This window comes from Hyunsoonleella aestuarii (genome assembly GCF_006148925.1).
Classification (GTDB): domain Bacteria; phylum Bacteroidota; class Bacteroidia; order Flavobacteriales; family Flavobacteriaceae; genus Algibacter_D; species Algibacter_D aestuarii.
Genome location: NZ_VAWB01000001.1, coordinates 430,819 through 454,520 on the forward strand (window position 1 = coordinate 430,819; position 23,702 = coordinate 454,520).

21 protein-coding genes are annotated in these 23,702 nt (G+C 32.4%); 7 read left to right on the top strand and 14 right to left on the bottom strand.

Annotation, left to right across the window (positions count from 1 at the left end):
* Window positions 1–60: 60 nt before the first annotated feature.
* From FEF17_RS02135 to yiaA, 3 genes are all read right to left on the bottom strand, one after another.
* Entirely contained in the window at window positions 61–885 is an 825-nt protein-coding gene (locus FEF17_RS02135; protein ID WP_139000710.1) for an alpha/beta hydrolase, read from the bottom strand.
* Window positions 845–1,639, bottom strand: coding sequence for an alpha/beta hydrolase (locus tag FEF17_RS02140; RefSeq protein WP_349291586.1), 795 nt, complete (start codon window positions 1,637–1,639; stop codon window positions 845–847). Before FEF17_RS02140 ends, FEF17_RS02135 begins: the two co-directional genes overlap by 41 nt.
* 230 nt (window positions 1,640–1,869) lie before the next feature.
* Window positions 1,870–2,352, bottom strand: coding sequence for an inner membrane protein YiaA (gene yiaA / locus FEF17_RS02145; RefSeq protein WP_139000712.1), 483 nt, complete (start codon window positions 2,350–2,352; stop codon window positions 1,870–1,872).
* Between the two features lie 150 nt (window positions 2,353–2,502).
* Here yiaA and FEF17_RS02150 point away from each other — a divergent pair, with 150 nt between their 5' ends.
* The 3 genes from FEF17_RS02150 (at window position 2,503) to FEF17_RS02160 (ending at window position 5,848) form a co-directional block, all read left to right on the top strand.
* Window positions 2,503–4,023: a hypothetical protein gene (locus FEF17_RS02150; RefSeq protein ID WP_139000713.1), complete on the top strand. Its 1,521-nt coding sequence runs from the start codon at window positions 2,503–2,505 to the stop codon at window positions 4,021–4,023.
* A gap of 86 nt (window positions 4,024–4,109) precedes the next feature.
* A complete protein-coding gene (locus FEF17_RS02155; RefSeq protein ID WP_139000714.1) occupies window positions 4,110–5,279 on the top strand; it encodes a hypothetical protein in 1,170 nt (389 codons plus the stop codon).
* 113 nt (window positions 5,280–5,392) lie between these two features.
* Window positions 5,393–5,848 carry a DUF4890 domain-containing protein gene (locus FEF17_RS02160; protein WP_139000715.1) on the top strand — a complete coding sequence of 152 codons (456 nt, stop codon included), beginning with the start codon at window positions 5,393–5,395 and terminating at the stop codon, window positions 5,846–5,848.
* A 72-nt stretch (window positions 5,849–5,920) separates the two neighbouring features.
* On the opposite strand, the gene hemL is transcribed toward FEF17_RS02160, so the two are convergent.
* Genes hemL through FEF17_RS02180 form a run of 4 tightly spaced genes read right to left on the bottom strand, consistent with a single transcriptional unit; the run spans window position 5,921 to window position 9,265 of the window.
* On the bottom strand, window positions 5,921–7,207 hold the full coding sequence (hemL, locus tag FEF17_RS02165) for a glutamate-1-semialdehyde 2,1-aminomutase (RefSeq protein ID WP_139000716.1): 1,287 nt from the start codon (window positions 7,205–7,207) through the stop codon (window positions 5,921–5,923).
* 11 nt (window positions 7,208–7,218) lie between these two features.
* Entirely contained in the window at window positions 7,219–8,022 is an 804-nt protein-coding gene (locus FEF17_RS02170; protein ID WP_139000717.1) for a glucosaminidase domain-containing protein, read from the bottom strand.
* Complete coding sequence (locus tag FEF17_RS02175; protein WP_139000718.1) at window positions 8,023–8,937, bottom strand: 1-aminocyclopropane-1-carboxylate deaminase/D-cysteine desulfhydrase; 915 nt, start codon at window positions 8,935–8,937, stop codon at window positions 8,023–8,025. It lies immediately after the preceding gene.
* Window positions 8,927–9,265 carry a hypothetical protein gene (locus FEF17_RS02180; RefSeq protein WP_139000719.1) on the bottom strand — a complete coding sequence of 113 codons (339 nt, stop codon included), beginning with the start codon at window positions 9,263–9,265 and terminating at the stop codon, window positions 8,927–8,929. The genes FEF17_RS02175 and FEF17_RS02180 overlap by 11 nt, the downstream gene beginning before the upstream one ends.
* Window positions 9,266–9,314: 49 nt before the next feature.
* Between FEF17_RS02180 and FEF17_RS14255 the strand changes: the two genes are divergently transcribed.
* Both FEF17_RS14255 and FEF17_RS02185 read left to right on the top strand, forming a co-directional pair.
* Complete coding sequence (locus FEF17_RS14255; protein WP_170180954.1) at window positions 9,315–9,479, top strand: C1orf53 family protein; 165 nt, start codon at window positions 9,315–9,317, stop codon at window positions 9,477–9,479.
* A 147-nt stretch (window positions 9,480–9,626) separates the two neighbouring features.
* Window positions 9,627–10,193 (top strand): DUF4136 domain-containing protein, encoded by a 567-nt coding sequence (locus FEF17_RS02185; RefSeq protein WP_139000720.1) that lies wholly within the window; start codon window positions 9,627–9,629, stop codon window positions 10,191–10,193.
* A gap of 40 nt (window positions 10,194–10,233) precedes the next feature.
* Here the strand turns inward: FEF17_RS02185 and FEF17_RS02190 are convergent, their stop codons facing one another.
* Window positions 10,234–11,337, bottom strand: a complete 1,104-nt coding sequence (locus FEF17_RS02190) for a bestrophin family protein (protein WP_139000721.1) — start codon at window positions 11,335–11,337, stop codon at window positions 10,234–10,236.
* A 153-nt stretch (window positions 11,338–11,490) separates the two neighbouring features.
* Here FEF17_RS02190 and FEF17_RS02195 point away from each other — a divergent pair, with 153 nt between their 5' ends.
* Window positions 11,491–13,248 carry an aromatic amino acid hydroxylase gene (locus tag FEF17_RS02195; RefSeq protein WP_139000722.1) on the top strand — a complete coding sequence of 586 codons (1,758 nt, stop codon included), beginning with the start codon at window positions 11,491–11,493 and terminating at the stop codon, window positions 13,246–13,248.
* A 2-nt stretch (window positions 13,249–13,250) separates the two neighbouring features.
* Here the strand turns inward: FEF17_RS02195 and FEF17_RS02200 are convergent, their stop codons facing one another.
* Window positions 13,251–14,003 (bottom strand): enoyl-CoA hydratase/isomerase family protein, encoded by a 753-nt coding sequence (locus FEF17_RS02200; protein WP_139000723.1) that lies wholly within the window; start codon window positions 14,001–14,003, stop codon window positions 13,251–13,253.
* 110 nt (window positions 14,004–14,113) lie between these two features.
* Here FEF17_RS02200 and FEF17_RS02205 point away from each other — a divergent pair, with 110 nt between their 5' ends.
* Window positions 14,114–14,428 (top strand): rhodanese-like domain-containing protein, encoded by a 315-nt coding sequence (locus FEF17_RS02205; protein ID WP_139000724.1) that lies wholly within the window; start codon window positions 14,114–14,116, stop codon window positions 14,426–14,428.
* A gap of 307 nt (window positions 14,429–14,735) precedes the next feature.
* On the opposite strand, the gene FEF17_RS02210 is transcribed toward FEF17_RS02205, so the two are convergent.
* The 5 genes from FEF17_RS02210 to alaS form a co-directional block, all read right to left on the bottom strand.
* Window positions 14,736–15,386 (bottom strand): response regulator, encoded by a 651-nt coding sequence (locus FEF17_RS02210; RefSeq protein WP_139000725.1) that lies wholly within the window; start codon window positions 15,384–15,386, stop codon window positions 14,736–14,738.
* A gap of 64 nt (window positions 15,387–15,450) precedes the next feature.
* Complete coding sequence (locus FEF17_RS02215) at window positions 15,451–17,403, bottom strand: tetratricopeptide repeat-containing sensor histidine kinase (protein WP_139000726.1); 1,953 nt, start codon at window positions 17,401–17,403, stop codon at window positions 15,451–15,453.
* 536 nt (window positions 17,404–17,939) lie between these two features.
* Window positions 17,940–19,781 (bottom strand): outer membrane protein assembly factor BamB family protein, encoded by a 1,842-nt coding sequence (locus FEF17_RS02220; protein WP_139000727.1) that lies wholly within the window; start codon window positions 19,779–19,781, stop codon window positions 17,940–17,942.
* Between the two features lie 81 nt (window positions 19,782–19,862).
* The gene (locus tag FEF17_RS02225) at window positions 19,863–20,822 is read right to left on the bottom strand and encodes a GSCFA domain-containing protein (RefSeq protein ID WP_139000728.1); all 960 of its coding nucleotides are present in this window, start codon (window positions 20,820–20,822) and stop codon (window positions 19,863–19,865) included.
* A 166-nt stretch (window positions 20,823–20,988) separates the two neighbouring features.
* On the bottom strand, window positions 20,989–23,601 hold the full coding sequence (gene alaS, locus FEF17_RS02230; RefSeq protein ID WP_139000729.1) for an alanine--tRNA ligase: 2,613 nt from the start codon (window positions 23,599–23,601) through the stop codon (window positions 20,989–20,991).
* Window positions 23,602–23,702: the final 101 nt, after the last annotated feature.

Here is a 23,702-nt window from a genome sequence, read left to right on the forward strand (position 1 = left end):
TGCTTTTTTATAACTTCCTTAAGATAATATTGATGAGAGTGTTAAGGTTTTTAAGAATTACTAAGGAAAAAGTATTTCAATTTGGTCTTGATACAAGTCAAAATCTGATAAATCATTGTGATTCCCATTTTCTATTTTCACAAACTTAGTATTAGTTTTTGGTGCTTCTTCATATAGTCTTAAAGCAGACCCGATTGGGATAACATAATCTAATGTGCCATGAAACATGGTTATAGGGCATGTGACATTTACTATAAACTCATTTGAAAGAAATTGATGCTTAAGTAAAGATTTAACTGGAAATATGGGGAATCTATTTTGAGCAACCTCGGCTACACTATAATAAGGTGTTTCTAAAATAATCTGCTTTGGGTTGTTAACAGAAGCAATAAAAGTTGCAATCCCAGACCCTAGAGATCGGCCATAAACGCTTATATCATGCTCATTGTATTTATTTTTTAAATAATCGAAACAATATTGGGCATCGGTATAAAATGATTCTTGAGTTAAATTTCCCTTGCTTTTACCATAAGTTCGATAATCCATAACTAATACATCGTAACCTTTAGCCATAAAATTTTCACTTACATGTCCCCAACGAGATAAATCTCCTGCATTTCCATGAAAATAAAGCACAACTCCTTTAGGAGAGTCATTTTTAAAATGTAGTGCATTTATAGTTGTATTTGAATCTGTTTTTAAAAATATCTCTTCAAATGGATAAGAAAACTTATACTCATAATCTTGAGGTAATTCAGTAGGAAAAAAAATCATCCTGTCTTGAAACGCATATAAAAAGAATCCTAAAAAAATATAAATACCTAATAATAAAACACCAATTGTGTTAAGCTTTTGCCCTACTCGGCTTCGACGAATGTTTAACATGAATACTTGTTGTGGTTAAATCTATTGGTTCTGGGTTTAAATTGAGTATATCATGAATCATTTCGTGATAGGACTCAAAATTGTTTAAATTTTTGTGTCCACCTCCAATTACAGTATGCAGTTTAGTCCGTTTAGGGTTGACTTTAGATAATTTTACACTGGTCTTATATGGAATTAAATTATCATTAGTACCGTGAATAATATGAATAGGACATTGAACATATTTTAACCATTTATAAGTCGGCAATGGATATTTAATAAGTAATGACAATGGCATAAACGGCGCATAGCGTGCCGTAACTTTTGTTAAACTGTAATAAGGAGCATCTAATATTAGCATTTTAGGGCTGTTCATGGATGCTAACTTTGCAGCAAAACCAGATCCTAAAGAACGCCCGTACAGCACTATTCTATCTTCTGTTGTCTTTTCTTTTATTTTATTATACACAACTTGTAAATCTCGCTTTATGGCCTTTTGAGAACGCCTTCCTGTACTTTTACCAAAACCTCTATAATCTACCATTAGTACATTATAGCCATGTCTAGTAAAATCTACGGCAAACTTTCCCCAACCTTTTATACTTTTAGAATTTCCTTTGAGATATAAAACAATTCCTTGGGATTTCTTTTTTGGTTTAAAAAGAATACCATTTATAACCGCACCGTCTCTTGTCTCAAGATTATGCTCTTCGAAATCTTGATTAGCATAGTTAAACTGAAAATCCTTTGAAAGCTTTTCTGGTTTAAATAACATGTAGTCTTGTAAATAATATATCGCAACACTAATTATCACATAAATAATTAAAACAATAATAGTAATGTACATCCAATAAGACATATTAAAAACCGTTAGCACACTAAGATACAATAAATGAAGAAATATTTTAAAACCTCACAATTTATAAAACCATGAGGTTTTGGGTTAATCAACCAATCATCAAAACAATCGTTTAAATGTTTTGTTTTGATTTATGTGCTAGAATCTTATTTTTCATCACTTATATTTCTATCAATATACTGTACATCTCTTGTGTTTTTTTGAACAGCGATTGCAGAAAATATACTTAACAAAAAAGACATACCATAAAATCCTTTTTCGCTTAACAGCAAATCTGCGTTCCATAACCCAATAACTAGAAGTGTTATTGATGCTGCTGTAGTAAACCAGCTAATACTATAATAAATCTCGGTAACCGGAATGTCTTCTAACTTATCTCTAACTGCCTTTTGAACCGAAATAACCGAGAACAATCCAAATAAAAGAATGGTAAAATAATATCCTTTTTCGTTTAGCATCATATCGGCATTCCATAAGCCTATACAATATGAAGTCATTCCTATCAATAATGCAGACCATGAAGCTCCTATAAATGCAGCTGTTGGCTTTTGATCATAAATCTTAGCTTCCTTTTTAATTTTTGTCTCTTTAGATTTTTCATCAATTGAAACTGTTGTTTGATAATTCATAATAATTGTTTTAATGATTATAAGACAAAAGTGCAAAATATGTAGTCTATTAAAAAAACATTATATATATATTACTGACGATATAATTTATATAAATTACCGAATTAATTTTATATTTATTGTAATTAATAATTATTTAATGACGATTAAATGAATAATTTAAAACATCTCGTTTCTACATTTTCGACTAAAGAACAACATCAATTCATTCAATATTTAGAAAAGAAGAACAAACGTAAAAATGCTAAAAACACAGATTTGTTTAAACATCTTATAAAAAATGAACTAAACTCAAAAGAGCTCTGCTTTAAACTTTATGGTACACATAAAAAAGATGCGTACCACGCTCTAAGAAAGCGATTGTTCAAATCCATTATAGATTTTATAGCAAACAACAGGCTACAAGAAGAAAAGGCTATTGATATGCAAATTATAAAATACATTGTTGCCTCACGAAACTGCTTAGAAAATAAACAACATCAAATAGCTTATAAAATATTAGATAAAGCAGAAACATTAGCTAAAGAATATTTTTTATTTACACTTTTAAATGAAATATATCATACCAAAATCCAATACGCCTATACCATTCCTTCTCTAGACTTAGATAAACTTGTTTTAAAATTTAAAGACAATCAAAAAAATCATCATTTAGAAGACCAGCTTAATATTGTTTATGCACAAATTAAAAAAACCTTAAATAGCTATACACATAAAGGAAAAACTCTAGATTTAGAAACCATAGTTAACAAAACACTTAACGCACACAATATTAGTCTAAGTGATTCTCTGTCATTTAAATCCTTATATCAACTAATAATCATTGTAAATATAAGTGCTTTTGCAACTAAAGATTATTTAAAAATTGAGCCTTTTTTAATTAATGCTTATCATACAATCTTAAAACACAAACACAGAAATAAACAGCTTTATTATCATATCCAAATCTTATATACTATTGCAAATGCATTATTCCGTAATAAAAAGTTTAACGATTCACAAAAGTATCTTGCGCTTATGCATGAATACATGTTAAATCAGAAGAAAAAACATTACACTTCTTTTAACCTTAAACACAAATTATTACTCGCCTTAAACTTAAATTATAGCAACAACCAAACCGCTGCTATTCATACTTTAAAAGCTATAGACACAGAAAGACATATAGATATAGAGGCAGCATTGGATATTCGTCTAGCTTTAATCATGCTTAATTTTCAAAAAGGGGATTTAAAAAATGCCCATCAAATCTTTTCAAAATTTTACCATACCGATAAATGGTATACAGAAAAAGCAGGCAAAGAATGGGTAATAAAAAAGAATTTGATAGAAATATTACTTCATATTGATTTAAATAATATAGATTTAGTGGAATCACGATTACTTAGTTTTAAAAGATCTTATACGTCTTATTTAAAAGACATCAACCAACAACGGGTATTAACCTACTTAGGCTTTGTAGAGACATACTATAAAAATCCCGAACAAGCCAATTCTACAAAATTTAGAGAGACTGTTGAAAATGCTTTTAACTGGAAAGAAACATATCGAGAGGACATTTTTGTTATTAGTTTTTACAGTTGGTTGAAAGGTAAAATGAAAAGTGAAAACCTATACAAAATAACTTTAGATCTTATAAAAAAAGCTCAAAAAGAACTATCGGGCACATAATTATTTATTATTCAAACTTTATCTATTTTTGAACAATGCTCAAGAAATCGATTTTCATAGTCACCTACCTATTTAGCTTTCTATTAATGGGGCAACAAAAAGACAGCCTGTCTTTTAAAAATGGTATTGATAAACCCAGCATTTTAGCTACACATCATTTCGGTATTTTTAGCGCAAGAATAAATAACAATTTCAAAATCGAACCACCAAACCAATCGTTGCTTTCACTAGACCATGCTAGCGGAAATAACTTCCATCCATTTGTGGAATCTTATTATCCAAAAGACCATGCTATTAGAGAAGAATTCAGCAATACTATTTGGCATGACCGTCGTTTTAATTTTATTGACCAGGAAACCACTCCTGCCGATTATTTAAATATTGTAATTGATGCCGTAATAAAAGAATTTAGGTTAAACCTGAATATTCCCTTGGCTAAAAAACATGAATTAGGTATTACATTAAGATCATACTTAATAACTAGAGGAAAATATCCGTTTTCCTTTTTTACCGGAGATGAAAGCATTGAATGGTTTCACAGCAATATTGCTGGCGGCGAAGACCCTTATGGAAGGCGATTTTATGGACTCAACCAAGTAAATTTTGAGTATAACGATAGAAACGGAAGAACGCTTAAACTAGACAACAACGATTTCTTAATTGGCGGTATAGAACTAAATCATTTCTACTACCCAACCCTTAAATTTAATGAAACCAGAAACCTATTCTTTAACATAGGAAGTCATGTTGGTATAAATACAACTAAATATAACGCCTCAATAGATATTGGAATTTCTACAAATGCAGTAAAGCACATTGTTTTAAAAAGCGGCAATGAGTTTAATATTGGCCTAGGAGCTAGTTTATTAAGAAAAAACTTTGCAAACTTTAGAGACGACCTTATTGATTTAGGAACAAACAAATACTTAGCTAGCTTGCAAAGTGATGTTGAATTCACAAAATACACCGAGCAAAAAAATTATCATGCCTTTAGTGTAAATTTCCACATTCAATCTAGATATGGTAAAAAAGAAGAAGCTGGCTACTATCATTTACGTGGGCTTTGGCAAGAAATAAATGGTGGTTGGCAAAATGGTGTACAAACTTTATATAATCCACTTTCCGATTGGACATTTATCTATACTTATGGCCATCCAAAATTTAAACTATCTCTTTATTTCAAAGAAGATTTTTCAGTTAATAACGCTCCAGATTTTCAAACAGGCCTAAGCGTTCAAATCCCTATATTAAAATAACTTTTCAGAACTTACTTAACCTCTCAAAGATGTTAATACTAGGTTAAAACTCAATTAGCGTTAAACCTTTCTATTTTTTCTTAGTCAAAAGCTTGAACAAAAAAGTTATAGAAATGAAAAAACTCGTTTTAATAACCTTAGCTTTATTGGCTATTCATGTTGGGGCCCAAGAACCGAAAAGAGATGGCCATAAGAGAGGAGAAATGATGAAAAATTTAAGTGCCGAGGAAATCGCTAATCTTAAAACAAAAAAAATGACACTTCATTTAGATTTAGACGAATCTCAGCAAAAAGAAATTTATGACATCAATTTAGCAAACGCGACAAAAAGAAAAGCTCACATGGAAAGTCGTAAAGCAAAAAAAGAAAGTGGTAAAGCTCAAAAGCCTACTAAGGAAGAGCGATTAAAAATGGCTAATGCTAAATTAGATTATCAAATTGCTATGAAAGCAAAAATGAAAGAGATTTTAAATGAAGAACAATTTGTTAAATGGGAAAAAGCTCGAGCAAGAGCACGCTCAAAGGGCAAAGGCATGAAAAAATCACACAAAAAGAAAGAACAAGAATAGATTGGTTTAGTTTAGTTTGATTATTATAGTTTGTTTAAGAGACGCTTTTCGTTTGAAATGTGTCTCTTTTTTTCATAAGGTTTTTGCAACTTGATTTACCGCTTCAATGGTAAAATCTAAATCTCCGTAGGTCAAAGCATCAGTTATAAACCAAGTTTCAAAAGCACTTGGCGCTATATAAATACCTTGGTTAAGCATTCCATGAAAGAATTTTTTAAACCTATCGTTATTGCCTTTGGCTGCTGTATCAAAATCCACAACTTTACCTTCATCAAAATGCACAGAAATCATTGACCCCACTCTATTAATGGTGTGAATTATATTATTCTCTGCTAAAACTTTCGAAATACCGTCATGTAAATACGTCGTTTTTTCAGCCAAACGATTAAAGACGCTTTCATCATTATTTAGTTCATTTAACATCGCTAAACCAGCTGCCATAGCCAATGGATTACCACTTAAAGTTCCTGCCTGATATACTGGTCCCAAAGGCGCTAAATGATTCATAATTTCATTTCGTGCAGCAAAGGCTCCAACAGGCAGACCACCTCCTATTACTTTTCCAAAACAGATAATGTCGGCATTAATATTAAACAATTCTTGAGCTCCACCTTTAGCCAATCTAAAGCCTGTCATTACCTCATCAAAAATCAATAGAATATCGTTTTCATCACAAATAGCTCTTAATGCTTGCAAGAATCTATCATGTGGTGGTATACATCCCATATTCCCTGCAACTGGTTCAATAATAATACAAGCAATCTCATTTTGATCAGAAGCCACTAATTTCCGAACACCTTCAATATCATTGTATGAAGCTAGCAAAGTATCCTTAGCGGTACCTTGAGTTACTCCAGGGCTGTTAGGTACACCGAAAGTACTAGCACCACTCCCCGCTTGAATTAAGAAAGAATCACTATGACCATGATAACATCCTTTAAATTTGATGATTTTATCTTTTCCTGTAAATCCACGTGCCAACCTTACAGCACTCATGCAAGCTTCAGTTCCTGAATTAACAAATCTAATTTTATCAATATTTGGAACCATAGAAACTGCCAATTCTGCAATTTTGGTTTCAATTTCAGTAGGCATTCCAAATGAAGTTCCTTTTTTTGCTTTATTAATTACCGCTTCTACAACGGGCTCAAAAGCATGACCTAAAATCATAGGCCCCCAAGAGTTTATGAAATCGATTAGTCTATTACCATCTTCATCATACAAATATGCTCCTTTAGCTTCTTTTACAAAAATGGGAGTTCCTCCTACCCCTTTAAAAGCTCTCACGGGCGAGTTTACACCACCGGGAATTACTTTTTCTGCCTCTTCAAACAAGGCACTACTTCTTTGATAAATCATGAATTTTTTTGTTATTTCTGAACTAATAAAACTTGACCGATATCTAAGTCATTTCCCTTTAATCCATTTATTTTTTGAAGTTCTTCTACCGTTGTGTTATACCTTTTAGAAATCGAGTATAATGTATCTCCTTTAGAGACGGTGTATAGTAATTTAATTGAAGCTTCTTCAGTAATATTATTGTTTTCTATACCTAACAGCGGCCTATCATACTCATAAAGCTTATAACGTTCTATTAAACTTATAAGCTTTTGTGGGTACTTTCTATCCGTTGCATATCCAGCAGATTTTAATCCTTTAGCCCACCCTTTGTAATCGTACTTCTTTAAATCAAATAGAAAAGCATAGCGCTTTCTTTCAGATAAAAACAATGAATGATCCCTAAAGGAATATTTAGCATCGTTATATTTTCGAAAACATTCTCCTTTCTCATCATCATCATGGTATATTTTTTTTCCAGTCCAATCATGACATTTTATACCAAAGTGATTATTAGCTTTTAACGATAATCTACCTTTTCCAGAACCAGATTCTAAAATCCCTTGAGCCAAGGTTATACTTGCCGGTATCCCATAAAGCTTCATTTCATTCTGGGCAATTTTTTTGTAAGTATCTATATACTTCTCAGTTGAATTTGCATAAACTTTTGAAGTCTCTTTACCAATTTCTGACTTTTCTGGAGGTGTTTCAGCTAAAACTGGTTCTTTGCGCTCAATAATAGGCTCCGATTTCTGCTTCTTGGTAATGACATTTTTCTTTGAGCCACAACTAAACAGAAAAAAACTTATTAAAACTATAACGATTATTCGTTTCATCTATATATCAATTAATGATAAACCTTTATTCTTCAAAACGGTGTTCATACCAGAAATACCCTGTAATCCACCGGTATGTATGATCAATATTTTTGAACCTTTTGGAAAATATTTTTTTTTAATTAAATCGAAAACACCATACATCATTTTTCCTGTGTAAATAGGATCAAAAGGAATACCGTATAATGCCTTAAACTTATTTATAAACGAGACCAAATCTTCATTTATTTTGGCATATCCCCCAAAATGATAATCTGATATTAGCTTCCAGTTTGGTTTCGTAACAAATTTACTAATATCTTCATTTAAAAAAGAACCTTTTAACGCGGGAAAACCTAAAACTTGTTGACTAGGTTTTGAACAATTTATAAGTCCAGAGATCGTGCCTCCTGTTCCAACCGAACAACAGATGTAATCGAAATAACCATCCTCTTCGTTTAAAATTTCTTCACAACCTTTAATTGCCAATTCGTTTGTACCACCTTCTGGAATTAAATAAAAAGCACCAAATTCATTCCTAAGGTTTTCAATAAATAAATCATTTGTTTTATTTCTATAATCTTCGCGTGAGACGTATTTAAATCGCATACCACATTGCTTTGCAAAACTAAGTGTTGCATTCTTACGTTTCTTCCCCAATAACTCATTTCCCCTTATAACACCAATAGTTTTAATACCAATCTGTTTTCCAGCTGAAGCCACTGCAGCAATATGATTTGAATAGGCGCCTCCAAAAGTCAATAAGGTTCCAAATCCTCCTTTTTGCGCCTCCATTAAATTGTATTTTAGCTTTCTATATTTATTACCAGACACAAAAGAATGTATTTCATCCTCGCGCTTTATAAACAAGCCTACCCCGAGTTCTCTAGGTAAGTTTATGTATTGATTAACACTATTTTCAAGCTTAAACATCATGTCTGCGAATATACTTCAAAAAACTCCAAAACTTTCGATGTTTCAAATACCCTAAGTCGGATTCATTTGCATAACATTCTCGTTCAAAAGAAATGTTTCTATATGCCAATTCCCAATTTTTAAACTGAATAATTCTAAATATAAACTCAAAAAAATAAATAATGTAAAATAGTAAAACCAATAGTTCCAATTGCTGCCTAAGATGTATTCTTTCATGATTTAAAAATACACTATCACCTTTTAATATCTTCAATCTTAAAAGTACAAATGGAAACAATGTTAAGCCATTATAGCCTTTTGGAATTAAATATTTTGAAATAATTATCATACTACTATAATTTCAAAAATCAGTCCAAATTATATTAACTTTGCATGTTATGAAAAAAAACATCCCCATTGAGGAAGGTGACTATTATCTAACTCCCGAAGGATATCGTTGTTTCACGGAGCAATATCATTTGAAAAGAGGTTATTGTTGTGAAAGTGGCTGCAGGCATTGCCCATATGGTTATGATAAACGAACAAATTCAATCAAAAAATAACATTTTCCACCCATTTTTCGCTCAATACTTGGTATGATTCTTGATGATTATACAAGATAAAAAGAAAGTTTCTGTAAATTAATTATCTTTATGTCAAGAACCATTTACTAAAGCTTTTAAACTATTATAACCATAAAAAATTGCATTATGAATGGATTATTTAAAACTTTATCACTTTTACTTTTAATAGTAATATTGACATCTTGTAGCTCAATTAGAGTTGCAGCAGACTATAATAAAGGTGCAAACTTTAGTGAATACAATACATTTGCATTCTTTAAAACCGGTATTGACAAAGCCGAAATTAGCGACTTAGATAAACGTCGAATTTTACGAGCCATTGAGGCAGAATTACTTGCAAAAGGTTATACTAAATCTCAAGAACCGGATTTATTGGTTAGTCTTTTTACTAAATCTCAACAACGTGTAGATGTTTACAACAACTCTTGGGGCATGGGTGCCTGGGGTTGGGGCGGTTGGGGTCCTTGGGGAGGCTTTGGTCCCGGCTGGGGCTGGGGATGGAATCAACCAACGGTTTCAACAAGTACTCAGGGGACACTATACATTGACCTTATTGATGCTAAAAAGAAAGAACTTGTTTGGCAAGGTATGGGAACGGGATATTTAAGTAGAAACATAGAAAAGAAAGAAGCTAGAATTAAAGAATTTGTTGCAGAAATAATGACAAAGTACCCGCCAGGTGCACCACAATAAATTAAAAAAGCGATTCAAAATGAATCGCTTTTTTGTTTTACTACATTACAATATCGTTCTTCCAAACATAGGGTTCTGGAATATCTGTATCATCTATAAGCTGCCGAATATCTATTTCAATACCACGACTCATATCGGTTATTGGTACGTCGTTTGGACCTCCCTCAAATGGATTTTCAGTATTTTCTCCAATCGCCTCCATAGTATGGAATACCCACGAAATTAAAGCACTAAAGGGTATAGAAAACCAAACAAAATGTTTAGCTATAAACTCTTGAACCATATGGCCAAAAGATGTTCTAGATTCATGAGAGGCTAAATCTTCTAAAATATGATCTCCAATAGTCTCAAATCCTTCCATGATTCCAAAGGGTAAAAGAATTATGAAAATCCAAACAAAAAGATAATTTAACGTTGCAAACTGTCTGGGATAAGGAAAGTTTTTTATTCGTTCACTTTTACCTTGTAAGGTATAGAATTCCACAAGCATATTTGCCATTTCCATATGCCTGAAATCTTCAATTAAACCATCCACCATTAATTCTTTTAAGCGTCTAGATTGAATTCCCAAAATTTGAGAGGCCTGATTCCCTTTGGAAAAAATAGCCTTATAATCTTCATCTGGTAAATATGGTTTTATTTCATTTTCAATTGAAAGTTCATCTTCGCAAACCCTATAATGAGCTTCTCTAAATTCTTTATTGGACTTCTTTTCTTTTAAATGCATCTCCCATGGCTTGTCCTTCCGCAGTTGATATCTTAATGCTGTTAACCATGCTACATGCCTATGCACCAATTCCCTCTTAATCCCTTGTAGTTCAACTTCAGTTCTTATTTTTTTTGCATGATCATTCGTTATAAAATCCTTAACCATAATTGTCCATGAACGAGAAGCATTTACAATACCTCCCCAGATTTTACGAGCCTCCCATAACCTATCATAAGATGCATTATTCTTAAATCCAACGATAAAGGCAACTGCAGTTGCTAACGCCCCTAAAGGTAGCCATGGCACGTGCAACCATTTTAATCCAACAACATCAAATAAAACAACCGGAACTAAGCCTAAGAATAGAAACAAAAATATATAGCGTCGTGTCCATCTAATAACACCTCTTACTGGGAATATTCGTCTTGTATACATGCTTAATTACTTTTATTTAGTTTTATAAATATATGGAAATCTTTGATTAAGAATGTTTATTAACAGAATTATGATATTCTTAAAAAAAATTAAATAAATGGATAAATATTAAAGAATTCGTATTTTTACATTAATTCATTAATCAAAGTAATAATGTCTGATACTTTTGAGTCTAACGAAATATTAAGTAAGCTTCCTAAACACTTGAAGCAATTCATAAAGCCACAAAACTACGCTGATTATTCTGCTATAGATCAAGCTGTATGGCGCTATGTTATGCGGAAAAATGTAGATTTCTTAAGCAAAGTTGCGCACAGATCTTATTTAGCAGGTTTAAGACAAACCGGTATTTCAATTGACAGCATTCCCAACATGTATGGTATGAACCGCATTTTAAAGGATATAGGTTGGGCAGCGGTTGCTGTGGACGGGTTTATTCCTCCGAACGCTTTTATGGAATTTCAAGCTTATAATGTTCTTGTAATTGCAAGTGATATCAGACAATTAGAACACATCGAATACACCCCTGCACCAGATATTATTCATGAAGGTGCTGGACATGCCCCAATAATAGCAAATCCAGAATATGCTGAATATTTAAGGCGTTTTGGTGAAGTTGGCTGTAAAGCTATCTCATCGGCAAAAGATTATGAATTGTATGAAGCCGTAAGACATCTATCGATAATTAAAGAAGCTCCAAACACTAAAAAAGATGACATTATTGCTGCAGAAAAAAAAGTAGAACATTTACAGCAAAATATGGGAGAACCAAGTGAAATGGCATTAATTAGAAATTTACATTGGTGGACCGTTGAATATGGTCTAATTGGAAGTATTGAAAACCCTAAAATATACGGAGCAGGTTTATTATCTTCTATTGGTGAAAGTGCTTGGTGTATGACTAAAGAAGTAGAAAAACTACCATACAACATTGATGCTACATTTAAAGATTTTGACATTACTAAACCTCAACCACAGTTGTTTGTAACACCAGATTTTGCACACTTAAGTTTAGTACTTGAAGAGTTTGCTAATACTATGGCTTTAAGATGTGGCGGACTTTCTGGAGTCAAGAAGCTTATAAACTCTAAAGCCTTAGGAACAGTTGAATTAACTACTGGGCTGCAAATATCTGGCGTGTTTGTAGATGTTATTGAAAGTAATGGCAAGCCCATATATATTCAAACCACAGGAAAAAGCGCACTCTCTTACAGAGAGAAAGAACTCGTAGGGCATGGTGCAGAGACACACGACAAAGGTTTTGGGTCACCTATTGGAAAACTTAAAGGCATTAATATAGCCATAGAAGATATGAGTCCAAGAGACTTAGCCGCCTATAACATTTATGAAGAACAAAATATAACTCTTCAATTTGAAGGTGGTATAAAAGTGTCTGGAGAAATTATTACCGGTAAAAGAAACCTTCAAGGGAAAATTATACTTATAAGTTTTAAAAACTGTTCTGTTACACATAAAGACAACATACTGTTTAAGCCAGAATGGGGAACTTACGATATGGCCGTTGGCAAAGAAATTATTTCTGCTTTTTCTGGGCCTGCAGATTTAAATAGTTTTAACTTAATTAACCATGTCCCTTCTACAAAAACAATTCATATTAAAAAATCTGATAAGCGACTTGAATTGGAAACTTTCTATCAACAAGTAAGAGATTACAGAGAGCATAAAAACAGAACAATTTCTAGAACAAAAGTTTTAGAAGAGCTCATTGAAAAGCACCCAAATGATTGGCTTTTAGCAGTTGAGCTTTACGAATTAGCACATGACGGAAACGAAACAGTTTTATGCGAACGCATTTTAAATCATTTAGAAACTGTAAAGCAAAATCGTCCAGAAGTAGGACAATTAATTGATGATGGGTTACATATTATTCAAGGCAAAACAAAAGTATAATCTTAGTCACTAAAACGTTTTAATGCCTGTTTGGTAAAATCGCTTAAAACAAGCTTACCACTAATTCCAGCACGCGCTTCGAGTAATGCATCCCAATGTTCTGTGCCCTCCCAAAACACCTTTTTCATTTCTTTTAATGCCTCTATATTATACCTGGTCAGTTTTTCTGCTAAGGTTTTTACGGCATAATCTAAGGCCTCAACGGAATCATACACACTAGCGTATAAACCTTTTTCTTTAGCAAACTCTGATGAAAAAAATGATTCGGCATCAATAGCCAATTGAGACAAGGTAGTTTTTCCTATTTTCTTGGAAATAGCAGGCTCAATAACAAATGGGCCAATACCTATGCTTAATTCACTAAGTTTTATAGAGGCAAATTTAGTTGCCAAACAAAAGTCAGTCGCCGCTACTAATCCAACACCCCCGCCAACTGCTTTTCCTTGAATACGGCCGATAATGAGCTTTGGACACTTTCTCATGACATTAATTAAATTAGCAAAACCTAGAAAAAAGTGTTTACCTTCATCTTCATTTTTTACAGCCACCATCTCTTTAAAACTCGCTCCAGCACAAAATGTCCTATCTCCTCCACTCTTCAATACAATAACCTTAATTTGGTTATTATTACCTGCATCGATAATTGTCTGTTCTAATTTTTTAAGATTATCACCTGGCATAGCATTATGATCTGGGTGATAAAACTCAATATATCCAACATTATTTATAATCTTTTGTGTTACGTATGACTCCATTTTATTTGATGTTACAAAATTTGAATATACACAAAATTTTAATGAACCACGATGCCACCTTTGTTACAAAACCATTAAAATATTTAAACTAATTTGCAGAAAATTAAAATATGAGGTTATTAGATTTATTATTCGGAAACAAAAATAGTAAGATTAAAGATTTTCAATCGAAGGGAGCCGTTATAATAGATGTTCGTACTGTTAAAGAATACAATCAAGGGGCAATTGCCAATTCTATAAACATTCCACTACAAACTATTAAATCTAAAATTGGCGAGGTTAAAAAACTTAACAAACCTATAATTACGTGTTGCGTAAGTGGTGTTCGTTCTGGTAATGCTGCAAACATTTTAAAAAATAATGGTATCGAAGCAATAAACGGAGGAAGTTGGACAAGTTTAAATGACAAAATATCGCATAATTAAATCACTAATAAGCCACATTGAATTTTCTATAGGTTCCGGCTGCAATTAAACTGATACTAAAACATAAGTATTTTATTTTCAGTATATTATCCCATTTTTTACGTCAAACTCAGGTTAAAACAACATAAATAAAGTTTCGCAAGTACTTAATTAGAAAATCTAAAAGGTTATTATTTTCGAATTGAGATAAAAAAACATTGGATTCCTTCGACATAACAAGCTAACCAGAGTAATTGTCTCGATTAATAGCTATACAAATATAAACCTATAATTCCTCGATGTAGTTTATACTTATGTTATCCTAATATTATATTAAATTATTTTTTCTCGCCTTTTGCACTGCCTCTAACTTATTGTGCACTTGTAATTTTTTATAAATATTTTCAATATGCTTTCTTATTGTTCCTACTGAAAGGAATAAGTTCTCTGCTATTAAACTATAGCTCAGTCCTTTACTAAGCTGCTCCAAAACATCTATTTCTCGTGGTGTTAGCTTAATAGATTCCTGCTCATCCATACTTTTTATGGCAAGTGGATTTCTTAGCAATTTTAAGGTTTTCATTGCAATTGAAGGCGTCATAGCAGCACCTCCTTCAAGAGTTTCATTTATTCCGTTATATAGGTCTTTTGGGTTAACCTCTTTCACCAAGTAACCATCTGCACCAGCTTTAATAGCATTGAAAATATTCTCATCGTCATCAAAAACAGTAAGCATAATAATTTTTATTTGAGGGTATTTTTGTTTGATAATTTCGGTAGCCTTTATACCATTTAATTTTGGCATTTCTATATCCATTAAAATAAGGTCTAAATTATGATCGGCATCGAGCTTCTCAATTAAATCTTTACCATTCATTGCTGAAAACTTCACACTTACATCATCAAAGAAAGAAAGCTTTTCTTCAACCGTTCGGATTAAAAATGTATTATCGTCTACTACTACTATTTTTGTAACCATACTTCTAATTATATCCTATTAAAGTTACCTTTTATACAGATCTGCAAGGCGTAAAGCATCGTATTTATAATGAAACTGCAAGTATAACCCTTGTACCCTTATTAGCTTCACTTTCAATTTTAAAATCGGCTTCAATGATTTCAGCGCGCTTTCTCATGTTATTTAAACCATTTCCTTTAATAACCAATTCGGTATCAAAACCCTTTCCATCATCTTCAATATTCACTAAAATTCCCGTTGAAACCTGATTAATCTTTACCGAGACTTTTTTGGCCTCAGCGTATTTAAACGCATTATTTGTAGCCTCTTGAATAACGCGATAAATACTCATTCCTGTTACAGAGGAAAATTTTATGTCGCTTTTAAGTCCTTCTTCAACCCTAAATTCGAATTTGGTTTTTTCAGAATACGCATTAGCTTTTTTCACAAAATTTGAAATCCTAATTTGCAAATCCTCAAGGGTAATATCATTTTTATTCATTGCCCATATCGTATCGCGTAACTCATGAATAGTTTCTCTTGTAAAATCGCTTATCCTTTTAAGCTTCTCGGTAACTTTATAATCTTTTATTTTAAATCCATATTGTAAATTTTCGATGGATGAAATTACAAACGTGAGTTGTGCTCCTATATTATCGTGAAGATCTCTCGAAATATTTAAGCGCTGTTCTTGAAGACGGTTTTGGGTTTCTATTTTCACCAAGGCTTCCTTAAGTTCACTTTCCTTTTTTAATCGCTTATTTTTTAATTGTTGTTGATAGTAAATTAAGTATGCCAATGAAGACAACAGTATAATAGCTAAAACCAATCCAAGAAGTTGTGTGTTTTTCTTATTGATATCTAATTCTTTCTCTGCAATATCTGCTCTTTGACTAAGGATTTTCTTTTCACGTTCTGCTGTATTATATTTCTCTTGAACCTCTGCAACTTCTTTAATTACCTGTTTACTAAAAATAGTATCCTTGAGTGCTTTAAATAATTCTTTATAATAAATAACACTATCGGGCTTAAGTTGATATGCATAATAGGATGACATTTTATCATAGGCATCTAATTTAAGCTCATTACCGTCAAAAGATTCAGCTAGTCTCATACCAGAATACAAATAACCTTTCGCTTTAGGCAAGTCTTTTAAGTTAAGATACAATCCCGCTAAGTGAAGTGACGTACTAGATACACCAAAATTATCCTTTAATTCCTCCCTCAATTTTAGAGATCTAGTATTTAAATCAACTGCTTTATCATATTGCTTTTGACCTAATAGAACATTTCCATAATTATTATACAGTGCCGCTAATTCCCTTTTGTAATTATACGTTTCTGCCAAATCGATACTCTTTTGATAAAAGTCAACACTTTTAACCGTGTCGTTTAAGAAAAGATAGGCATTTGCAATATTGTTATACGATTTGGTAAGTGCTAAAAAATCTTTATTATTTTCATTTACCCTTGCCATGTCTAAGTGCAGATGAAGAGCTTTATCATACTGTTTTAAACCTTTATAAATATTGGCAATATTATTTTTAATTAAAGCTACGTATCTTGGTCTATTCTTATCTTCATATACTCTTAATGCCTTGGTAGCATAAAATAAGGCAGAATCCATTTTAAAAGTGTTTTGATGTACTAACCCAATTTTATTATAAAGTGCTGCGACACCTAAACTATCCTTTAACTTAAATCTTATATCTAAAGCTTTTTGGTAACTCTTTATAGCACTATCATAATCTGCTAATCCGTAATGAATAATGCCAATATCATTGTAAGCCTGCGCTTCACCAGACAAGTTCATTGTATTTTTCGAAAGCTGCAGGGCTTTGTCTCCGTAATTTAAAGCAGAATCCGTTGAAACATTTCGATAATACCAACATAGGTCACTAAAAGCCTTGATTTTTATGGAGTCTGATGGTTTATTAAAAATTATATGCTTTAAACTATCTATTATTTTAGAGTTGTCTTGAGAAAAACAACATAGACTAAAAGCAAATAGCAAGGTCGCAAGTAAACCTTTTTTCATGATTATTAATTAGTAGCGTTTCTCAAATATAAGATTTTGAATGGAAAACATTTCTTTATTAACAGCCATTAGTATCTCGATACCCGATGAATTGAAATCATCCACCAACTTAACTTTATTGTTTAAAAGGTAACGCCTATTTATTTCATCAGAGATTTGATTTGACAACTTTAAATTATACTGAAAGCTTTTCTCTTTATTTAAAAATAAACTTATCACTATTTTGGTGATAAAAATGAGAATTACAATTAAGAACAACACAATAAATAAACTAAAAAAATCAAAAGTTATCATAACAAGGTATTTCACTATTTAAAAGAGTAAATTAGTGCATTTAACATCTTAAACGAAAAAACACCAATCCAAACTAAATTTGTAGCTTGCGATTGGTGTTTCTATATGAACTGATTAATAGCATGCTTAATTTACAAATTAAAGACAGTTATTTTCTAATTTTTCGATAAAGTGACAAGAAAAAAAGATTAAGCGCAATAAAAATTTACTGCGCCCAATCAAACAAATCTCAACAACAAGATTTATTTTTTAAGATCGTATGCATAGATTGTAGAGTTATTTGCTAGGTAATATAAATACCCTCCTAATTCATCTACCTCGTATGTTGGCTTTTTATCTTTTAAAATAATTTCTTTCTCTGCAATACCACTATCCTTATTAACTTTTACCAAGCCAACGCCATCATCTAATTTGGTTAAAATAAACTGTGCATTTTCAGTTGCGGCGGTAGCATTAAATCGCTTAGCCATTTCATTGAATGACGCCGTAGCTATTGCTGCAAAAGCATCCGCTTCCCTCTGTTTTTGAGCACCATACTGATTGTATTGACCTAAATAGTTTCTGTTGGCACCTGCTTGAAAGCTTGCATCAGCCATCGCTGCTGTAGATGCTAATGCCAAGGCACTTAAAGCCACCACTGCAAATGCACTTTTACCTGGAGATCTAAAATATTCATGAAATTTTTCACTACCATCAAAATCCAACATCATCATATTTTGATCTGATGATAATAATAATCCACCATCTCTTATTTCAAGACTGGTTGGGTTTTCTTTTTCATCGAAATCGTAAGTAGCCAAAGTGCTAATATCTCCGTTGTTCTCATCAATAGCAATCATTTCTTCACCAGTACTAATTAAATATCTAGAATGTGCTTCATCATAAACACTAGTCACTGCTTTTGCACGTTTATATTTTATTGGCTTATTCCAAATTGACTCGCCCGTATCTAGATTAACAATATTGGCATCGCTGTCAGTTATATAAATCATACCCTGTTTTGTTAGAGCCATAGTATGAATATTTTCACCTGTTTTAAGAGGTTTTTTAAATAAAGGCTGCCCTTCATAAGATATTTTATTAATCCCGCCTTCTCCAATTCCAAATAATATACCGTCATCCATTATATAGAAATGTTGAACATACCCTTTTGTTTTAGGGGCGCTTTCCCATAAATCCTCACCAGTACTCGCAGATAAAAATGATATGTTACTTTGTGCTTTAGCTGCTGCCAATTTTGCCAATCCCTTTTTGCCTGTATCTGCAACATCACTAACAATAGCTAATCCTTTTGGTGTTACTTCAAAGTTTGAAACAACTCCTTTAAGTTTTTTCCCTTCGCCCCACATTTGAGCCCCCGAAGCACTTATTTTGTGAATTACGTGATTATTTCCTTTTCCTTGAACAGCAAACATTGATTTACCATCATTATCTGGAATAACATAGGCAACATTTTTTAAATCTACCACCCAACTTTCTGACCCTGTATTCATATCAATTCTATAAACTCCTTTAAATGTTGGCAATATTACACCGCCATCTATAATGGAAGGTCTTCCTGTAAGTGAGTTCGTTCCTTTTAATTTAAATAACTTTACCTCATTACCTGTACTCATGTCATAAATGCCAACTGCCTGCGTGTATTTTTCTTTTGCAGTACGCTGTCCAGAAACTATAAGTTTGTTTTCTGGCATTATTAAGGTTGGTCTACCAGCTGCTTTCCAGCCGTTCGCTTTTGTATCAAATAAACGTTTACCCGACACTACATCTATTACACTCTGCTTTGCGGCGATACCACCAAAACCTGCTTGACCCACCATTACATATGGTGTATTAGGCACAATAAACACTTCTTCTTCTTTAACCTTGCCATAGTCATCAAAATTAAAGACTAGCCCATCTTGACCTGGCTTTACTCCTGCTAACCCTTTTCCATGCATAATTAACATAACACCAGAAGTTGTGAGTGTCATTTTCTCTACTTTACCCTCAATATTATAACTGAAATTAGCAGTCTCAGCCTTTTGGGCGTTTAACATTAGCGTACCCGCTAATAGAAAAACAAATAATTTTAAATTTCTCATTGTTGATTTTTGTTTAACATTAATAGCTTCACAAATTTGCAATTAAATGAAAATAAAATCAATACGATGAATTACGTATATTTAAAATACGATATGTGGAAATTGAGATTGAAGTTGTTCTTTTAGAGCTTCTAATTTTTGAAGAAATACTTGATGAGACTGAGATTGCGGATTGAATGGTTTATGCTGAAGTCCTTTTTGAATGGCATCAACTCTGTCCATCGTTATTGAAGCATCTTTAGATATCCATACACTTTGAAACTTTTCCCAAATGTAGTTTATAGCTGTTCGGTTCGGATGAATCATGTCTTCTGCATAAAAACGATAATCGCGCAGTTCATCCATCATTATTTCATAGGAAGGGAAGTAGTTAAGATTCCTAGACTCTTCTGAGTTTGATAACAACTGATGAATAGCACAAATTAAATGCGATTTACTTTGTGTGTTCTCAATAAAACCATCCTTTAAATGTCTAACAGGTGAAACGGTAAAAATTATTGAAGTGTACTGATTAATGCTTCTTATTAATTCAACGATATTAGTCAATGATTGATGAATCGTATTAACTTCCAACAACTCTTTTATAAACTGTTGTTGTGGAACTTTATGACAATTCGCGACTATTTGATTTGTGTTTATATTTCGATAAACCCAAGCTGTACCCAAAGTAACAATAATCTGTGTGGATTTATTTATAAGTTGATGCGTTAAATCAATATTATTGTTTAAAGTATCAACTAATTTTTTTTTTGAAGGACTACTTAATTTTGAATGTGCATCGAAACAATGCCAAATTTCATTAAAAATAAAAACATCCTTTTCGCTGAAATTTCTGTTAAAAACAGCATTTTCAATAAGACATTCTATTGCAAATGGATGAAACAGTATTCCAAACGGGTTTTGAAAATTCCTGAATTTAAAATATTCTAATTTATTTCCTATGTTTTCAGAAAAACAAGACCCAATCAATAGCACATTAGAATTATAATCTATTTGATTATTAGACTGTTCGTGAAAATTAATCTTAGTTTGAAGATCCATTTGAATTATTTCTGTAACATTTTTGCAATCCTAAAGACTTACATTTTATAACCATATAAAATATGAAAGAGAAAAAAACCAAATACAATTCGATAAAAAAGAAATGGCTTAAATTTTATAGATGCGAACTGAATACATTCAAAAGAATGCTCGGAATAAAACAACCTTAGATCAAATAATCTCTGGCTTTAGTTAAAGCCTCATCTATACCATCAGGATTTTTTCCACCCGCCGTTGCGAAAAATGGTTGTCCACCACCACCTCCTTGGATGTACTTACCTAATTCTCTTACTACTTTTCCAGCATTTAACCCTTTATTTGAGACAAGTTCTTTTGATATATAACAAGATAACAATGCTTTACCATCTTGAACTGTACCAAATAATAAAAACAAATTATCAAATTGGCTACCAAGATCAAAAGCGATATTTTTTAAACCTCCAGCATCTAAATCTAACTTTTTAGCCAAAAACTGAATACCATTAATCTCGGTTAATTCATTTTTAAGCACGCTTTTAATATTCTTTGCTTTATCCTTTAATAAAGTCTCAATTTGTTTTTTAAGATTACTATTCTCTTCTTGTAAAACTTGTAAGGCTTTCACAGGTTCTTTAGCATTATTAAGCAAATCTTTCATTTCGAAATATGCTCTGTTATTCTCAAAATAAAAATCTTTAACAGCATCGTTCGTAATGGCTTCAATACGCCTAATTCCAGCTGCAACTGCGCCTTCAGACACTATTTTAAAGTGCCAAATATCTGATGTATTCTTAACGTGGGTACCTCCGCATAGTTCAATAGATTTTCCAAATTTTATAGCACGAACTGTATCTCCATACTTTTCGCCAAACAAACTCATCGCTCCAGCTGCAATGGCTTCTTCTTTTGGTACATTTCGCATTTCTTCTAATGGCAGTTTACCTTCAATTCGTCTATTTACAAAATTCTCAACATCTCTTAACTCTTCAACCGTCATTTTTGAAAAATGGGAAAAATCGAAACGTAAATATTTAGAATGTACCGCACTGCCTTTTTGCTCAACGTGTGTCCCTAAAACTTCTCTCAGTGCCTGATGCAATAAATGGGTAGCTGTATGGTTACATTCCGTTCTGCTGCGTTGCTTAGCATCAACAACTGCTTTAAATGTTTCATTTAGATGTTCTGGTAAATTTTTGGTAAAATGTATAATGACATTGTTTTCTTTCTTAGTATCTAAAATATAAACTACGTCACCGTGCGTATCTTCCAAATAACCTTTATCTCCAACCTGTCCACCTCCTTCTGGATAAAAAGGTGTTAAATTGAAAACTAACTGATACATGTCTCCTTCCTTTTTCGAAGTAACTTTTCTATAACGCGTTAATTTCACATTTGCTTCTAAAGTGTCATAACCAACAAACTCCTCTTCGGCATCATCAGTAAGAATCGTCCAATCATCAGTAGACATTTCACTTGCAGCTCTCGAACGATTTTTTTGCTTTTGTAATTCTTCATTAAAACCTTTTTCGTCTAGCTTTAAATTCTTTTCAGAAAGAATTAAAGCCGTTAAATCTATAGGGAACCCATACGTATCATACAATTCGAAGGCTTTTTCTCCAGAAATTGTATCTCCATTACTTTCTTCAACAATTCTATTTAATAGCACCAATCCTTGCTCCAGGGTTCTTAAAAAAGATTGTTCCTCTTCTTTTATTACATTTTCAATAAGTTGCTTTTGCTCTTTAAGTTCAGGAAAGGCTGTTCCCATTCTTTTACTTAACACATCAACCAATCGATATATAAATGGTTCTTTTTTATTTAAAAAAGTAAAACCATAACGTACGGCACGACGCAGTATTCTTCGAATTACATAACCAGCACCTGTATTACTTGGCAATTGGCCATCGGCAATAGAAAATGCCACAGCTCGAACATGATCGGAAATGACACGAATAGCAACATCCGCCTTTTCATTTCCCCCATAATTTTTGCCAGTAATGGTCTCTATTTCTCTAATTAAAGGTGAAAAAACATCGGTATCGTAATTAGACTGAACGCCTTGTAAAACCATACACAATCGTTCAAATCCCATACCTGTATCGATGTGTTTATTCGGTAAAATCTCTAGAGTTCCATTGGCTTTTCTATTGTATTGCATGAATACTAAATTCCAAATCTCCACAACCTGTGGATGATCTTTGTTAACCAATTCCTTACCAGAAATTTTGGCTTTCTCTTCGGCAGAACGAATATCTACATGGATTTCACTACATGGCCCACATGGTCCTTGGTCACCCATTTCCCAAAAATTATCCTTTTTATCACCTTTTAATATGCGGTCTTCAGAAATATGTTCTCTCCAGAAATTATAAGCTTCGGTGTCCATTTCTGTCCCGTCTTCTTCATCACCTTCAAATACAGTAACGTATAGAATATCTTCATCAATAGCATAAACTTCAGTTAGTAATTCCCAAGCCCAAGCAATCGCCTCTTTTTTAAAGTAATCACCGAAACTCCAATTACCTAGCATCTCGAATAGGGTGTGATGATAAGTATCATAACCCACTTCTTCTAAATCATTATGTTTTCCAGAAACACGTAAACACTTCTGAGAATCGGCTATTCGATTATTTTTAGGGACTGCATTTCCCAAAAAATATTCCTTAAAAGGTGCCATACCCGAATTGACAAACATTAAAGTTGGGTCGTCTTTCAACACCATAGGAGCAGATGCTACAATACTATGTTTTTTATCTTCAAAAAAGCGTAAAAACTTTGATCGAATTTCTTGTGACTTCATGTATTATTAAAAAGTTGCTTCTAAAATGTTTAATTTTTAAACTGAAGCTCATTTATTTTATCTCTGTTAATCTATTTCTAAAATTCCGACTAGCTAACACT

Coding starts and splice junctions, on each gene's coding strand:
- FEF17_RS02180 (WP_139000719.1), bottom strand. CDS start 9,265: ATGATAATTATTTCAAAATATTTAATTCCAAAAGGCTATAATGGCTTA.
- FEF17_RS02205 (WP_139000724.1), top strand. CDS start 14,114: ATGAGGTTATTAGATTTATTATTCGGAAACAAAAATAGTAAGATTAAA.
- FEF17_RS02155 (WP_139000714.1), top strand. CDS start 4,110: ATGGGGCAACAAAAAGACAGCCTGTCTTTTAAAAATGGTATTGATAAA.
- yiaA (WP_139000712.1), bottom strand. CDS start 2,352: ATGAATTATCAAACAACAGTTTCAATTGATGAAAAATCTAAAGAGACA.
- FEF17_RS02200 (WP_139000723.1), bottom strand. CDS start 14,003: ATGGAGTCATACGTAACACAAAAGATTATAAATAATGTTGGATATATT.
- FEF17_RS02175 (WP_139000718.1), bottom strand. CDS start 8,937: ATGATGTTTAAGCTTGAAAATAGTGTTAATCAATACATAAACTTACCT.
- hemL (WP_139000716.1), bottom strand. CDS start 7,207: ATGATTTATCAAAGAAGTAGTGCCTTGTTTGAAGAGGCAGAAAAAGTA.
- FEF17_RS14255 (WP_170180954.1), top strand. CDS start 9,315: ATGAAAAAAAACATCCCCATTGAGGAAGGTGACTATTATCTAACTCCC.
- FEF17_RS02185 (WP_139000720.1), top strand. CDS start 9,627: ATGAATGGATTATTTAAAACTTTATCACTTTTACTTTTAATAGTAATA.
- FEF17_RS02195 (WP_139000722.1), top strand. CDS start 11,491: ATGTCTGATACTTTTGAGTCTAACGAAATATTAAGTAAGCTTCCTAAA.
- FEF17_RS02190 (WP_139000721.1), bottom strand. CDS start 11,337: ATGTATACAAGACGAATATTCCCAGTAAGAGGTGTTATTAGATGGACA.
- FEF17_RS02210 (WP_139000725.1), bottom strand. CDS start 15,386: ATGGTTACAAAAATAGTAGTAGTAGACGATAATACATTTTTAATCCGA.
- FEF17_RS02160 (WP_139000715.1), top strand. CDS start 5,393: ATGAAAAAACTCGTTTTAATAACCTTAGCTTTATTGGCTATTCATGTT.
- FEF17_RS02140 (WP_349291586.1), bottom strand. CDS start 1,639: ATGTTATTTAAACCAGAAAAGCTTTCAAAGGATTTTCAGTTTAACTAT.
- alaS (WP_139000729.1), bottom strand. CDS start 23,601: ATGAAGTCACAAGAAATTCGATCAAAGTTTTTACGCTTTTTTGAAGAT.
- FEF17_RS02225 (WP_139000728.1), bottom strand. CDS start 20,822: ATGGATCTTCAAACTAAGATTAATTTTCACGAACAGTCTAATAATCAA.
- FEF17_RS02170 (WP_139000717.1), bottom strand. CDS start 8,022: ATGAAACGAATAATCGTTATAGTTTTAATAAGTTTTTTTCTGTTTAGT.
- FEF17_RS02220 (WP_139000727.1), bottom strand. CDS start 19,781: ATGAGAAATTTAAAATTATTTGTTTTTCTATTAGCGGGTACGCTAATG.
- FEF17_RS02150 (WP_139000713.1), top strand. CDS start 2,503: ATGAATAATTTAAAACATCTCGTTTCTACATTTTCGACTAAAGAACAA.
- FEF17_RS02215 (WP_139000726.1), bottom strand. CDS start 17,403: ATGAAAAAAGGTTTACTTGCGACCTTGCTATTTGCTTTTAGTCTATGT.
- FEF17_RS02135 (WP_139000710.1), bottom strand. CDS start 885: ATGTTAAACATTCGTCGAAGCCGAGTAGGGCAAAAGCTTAACACAATT.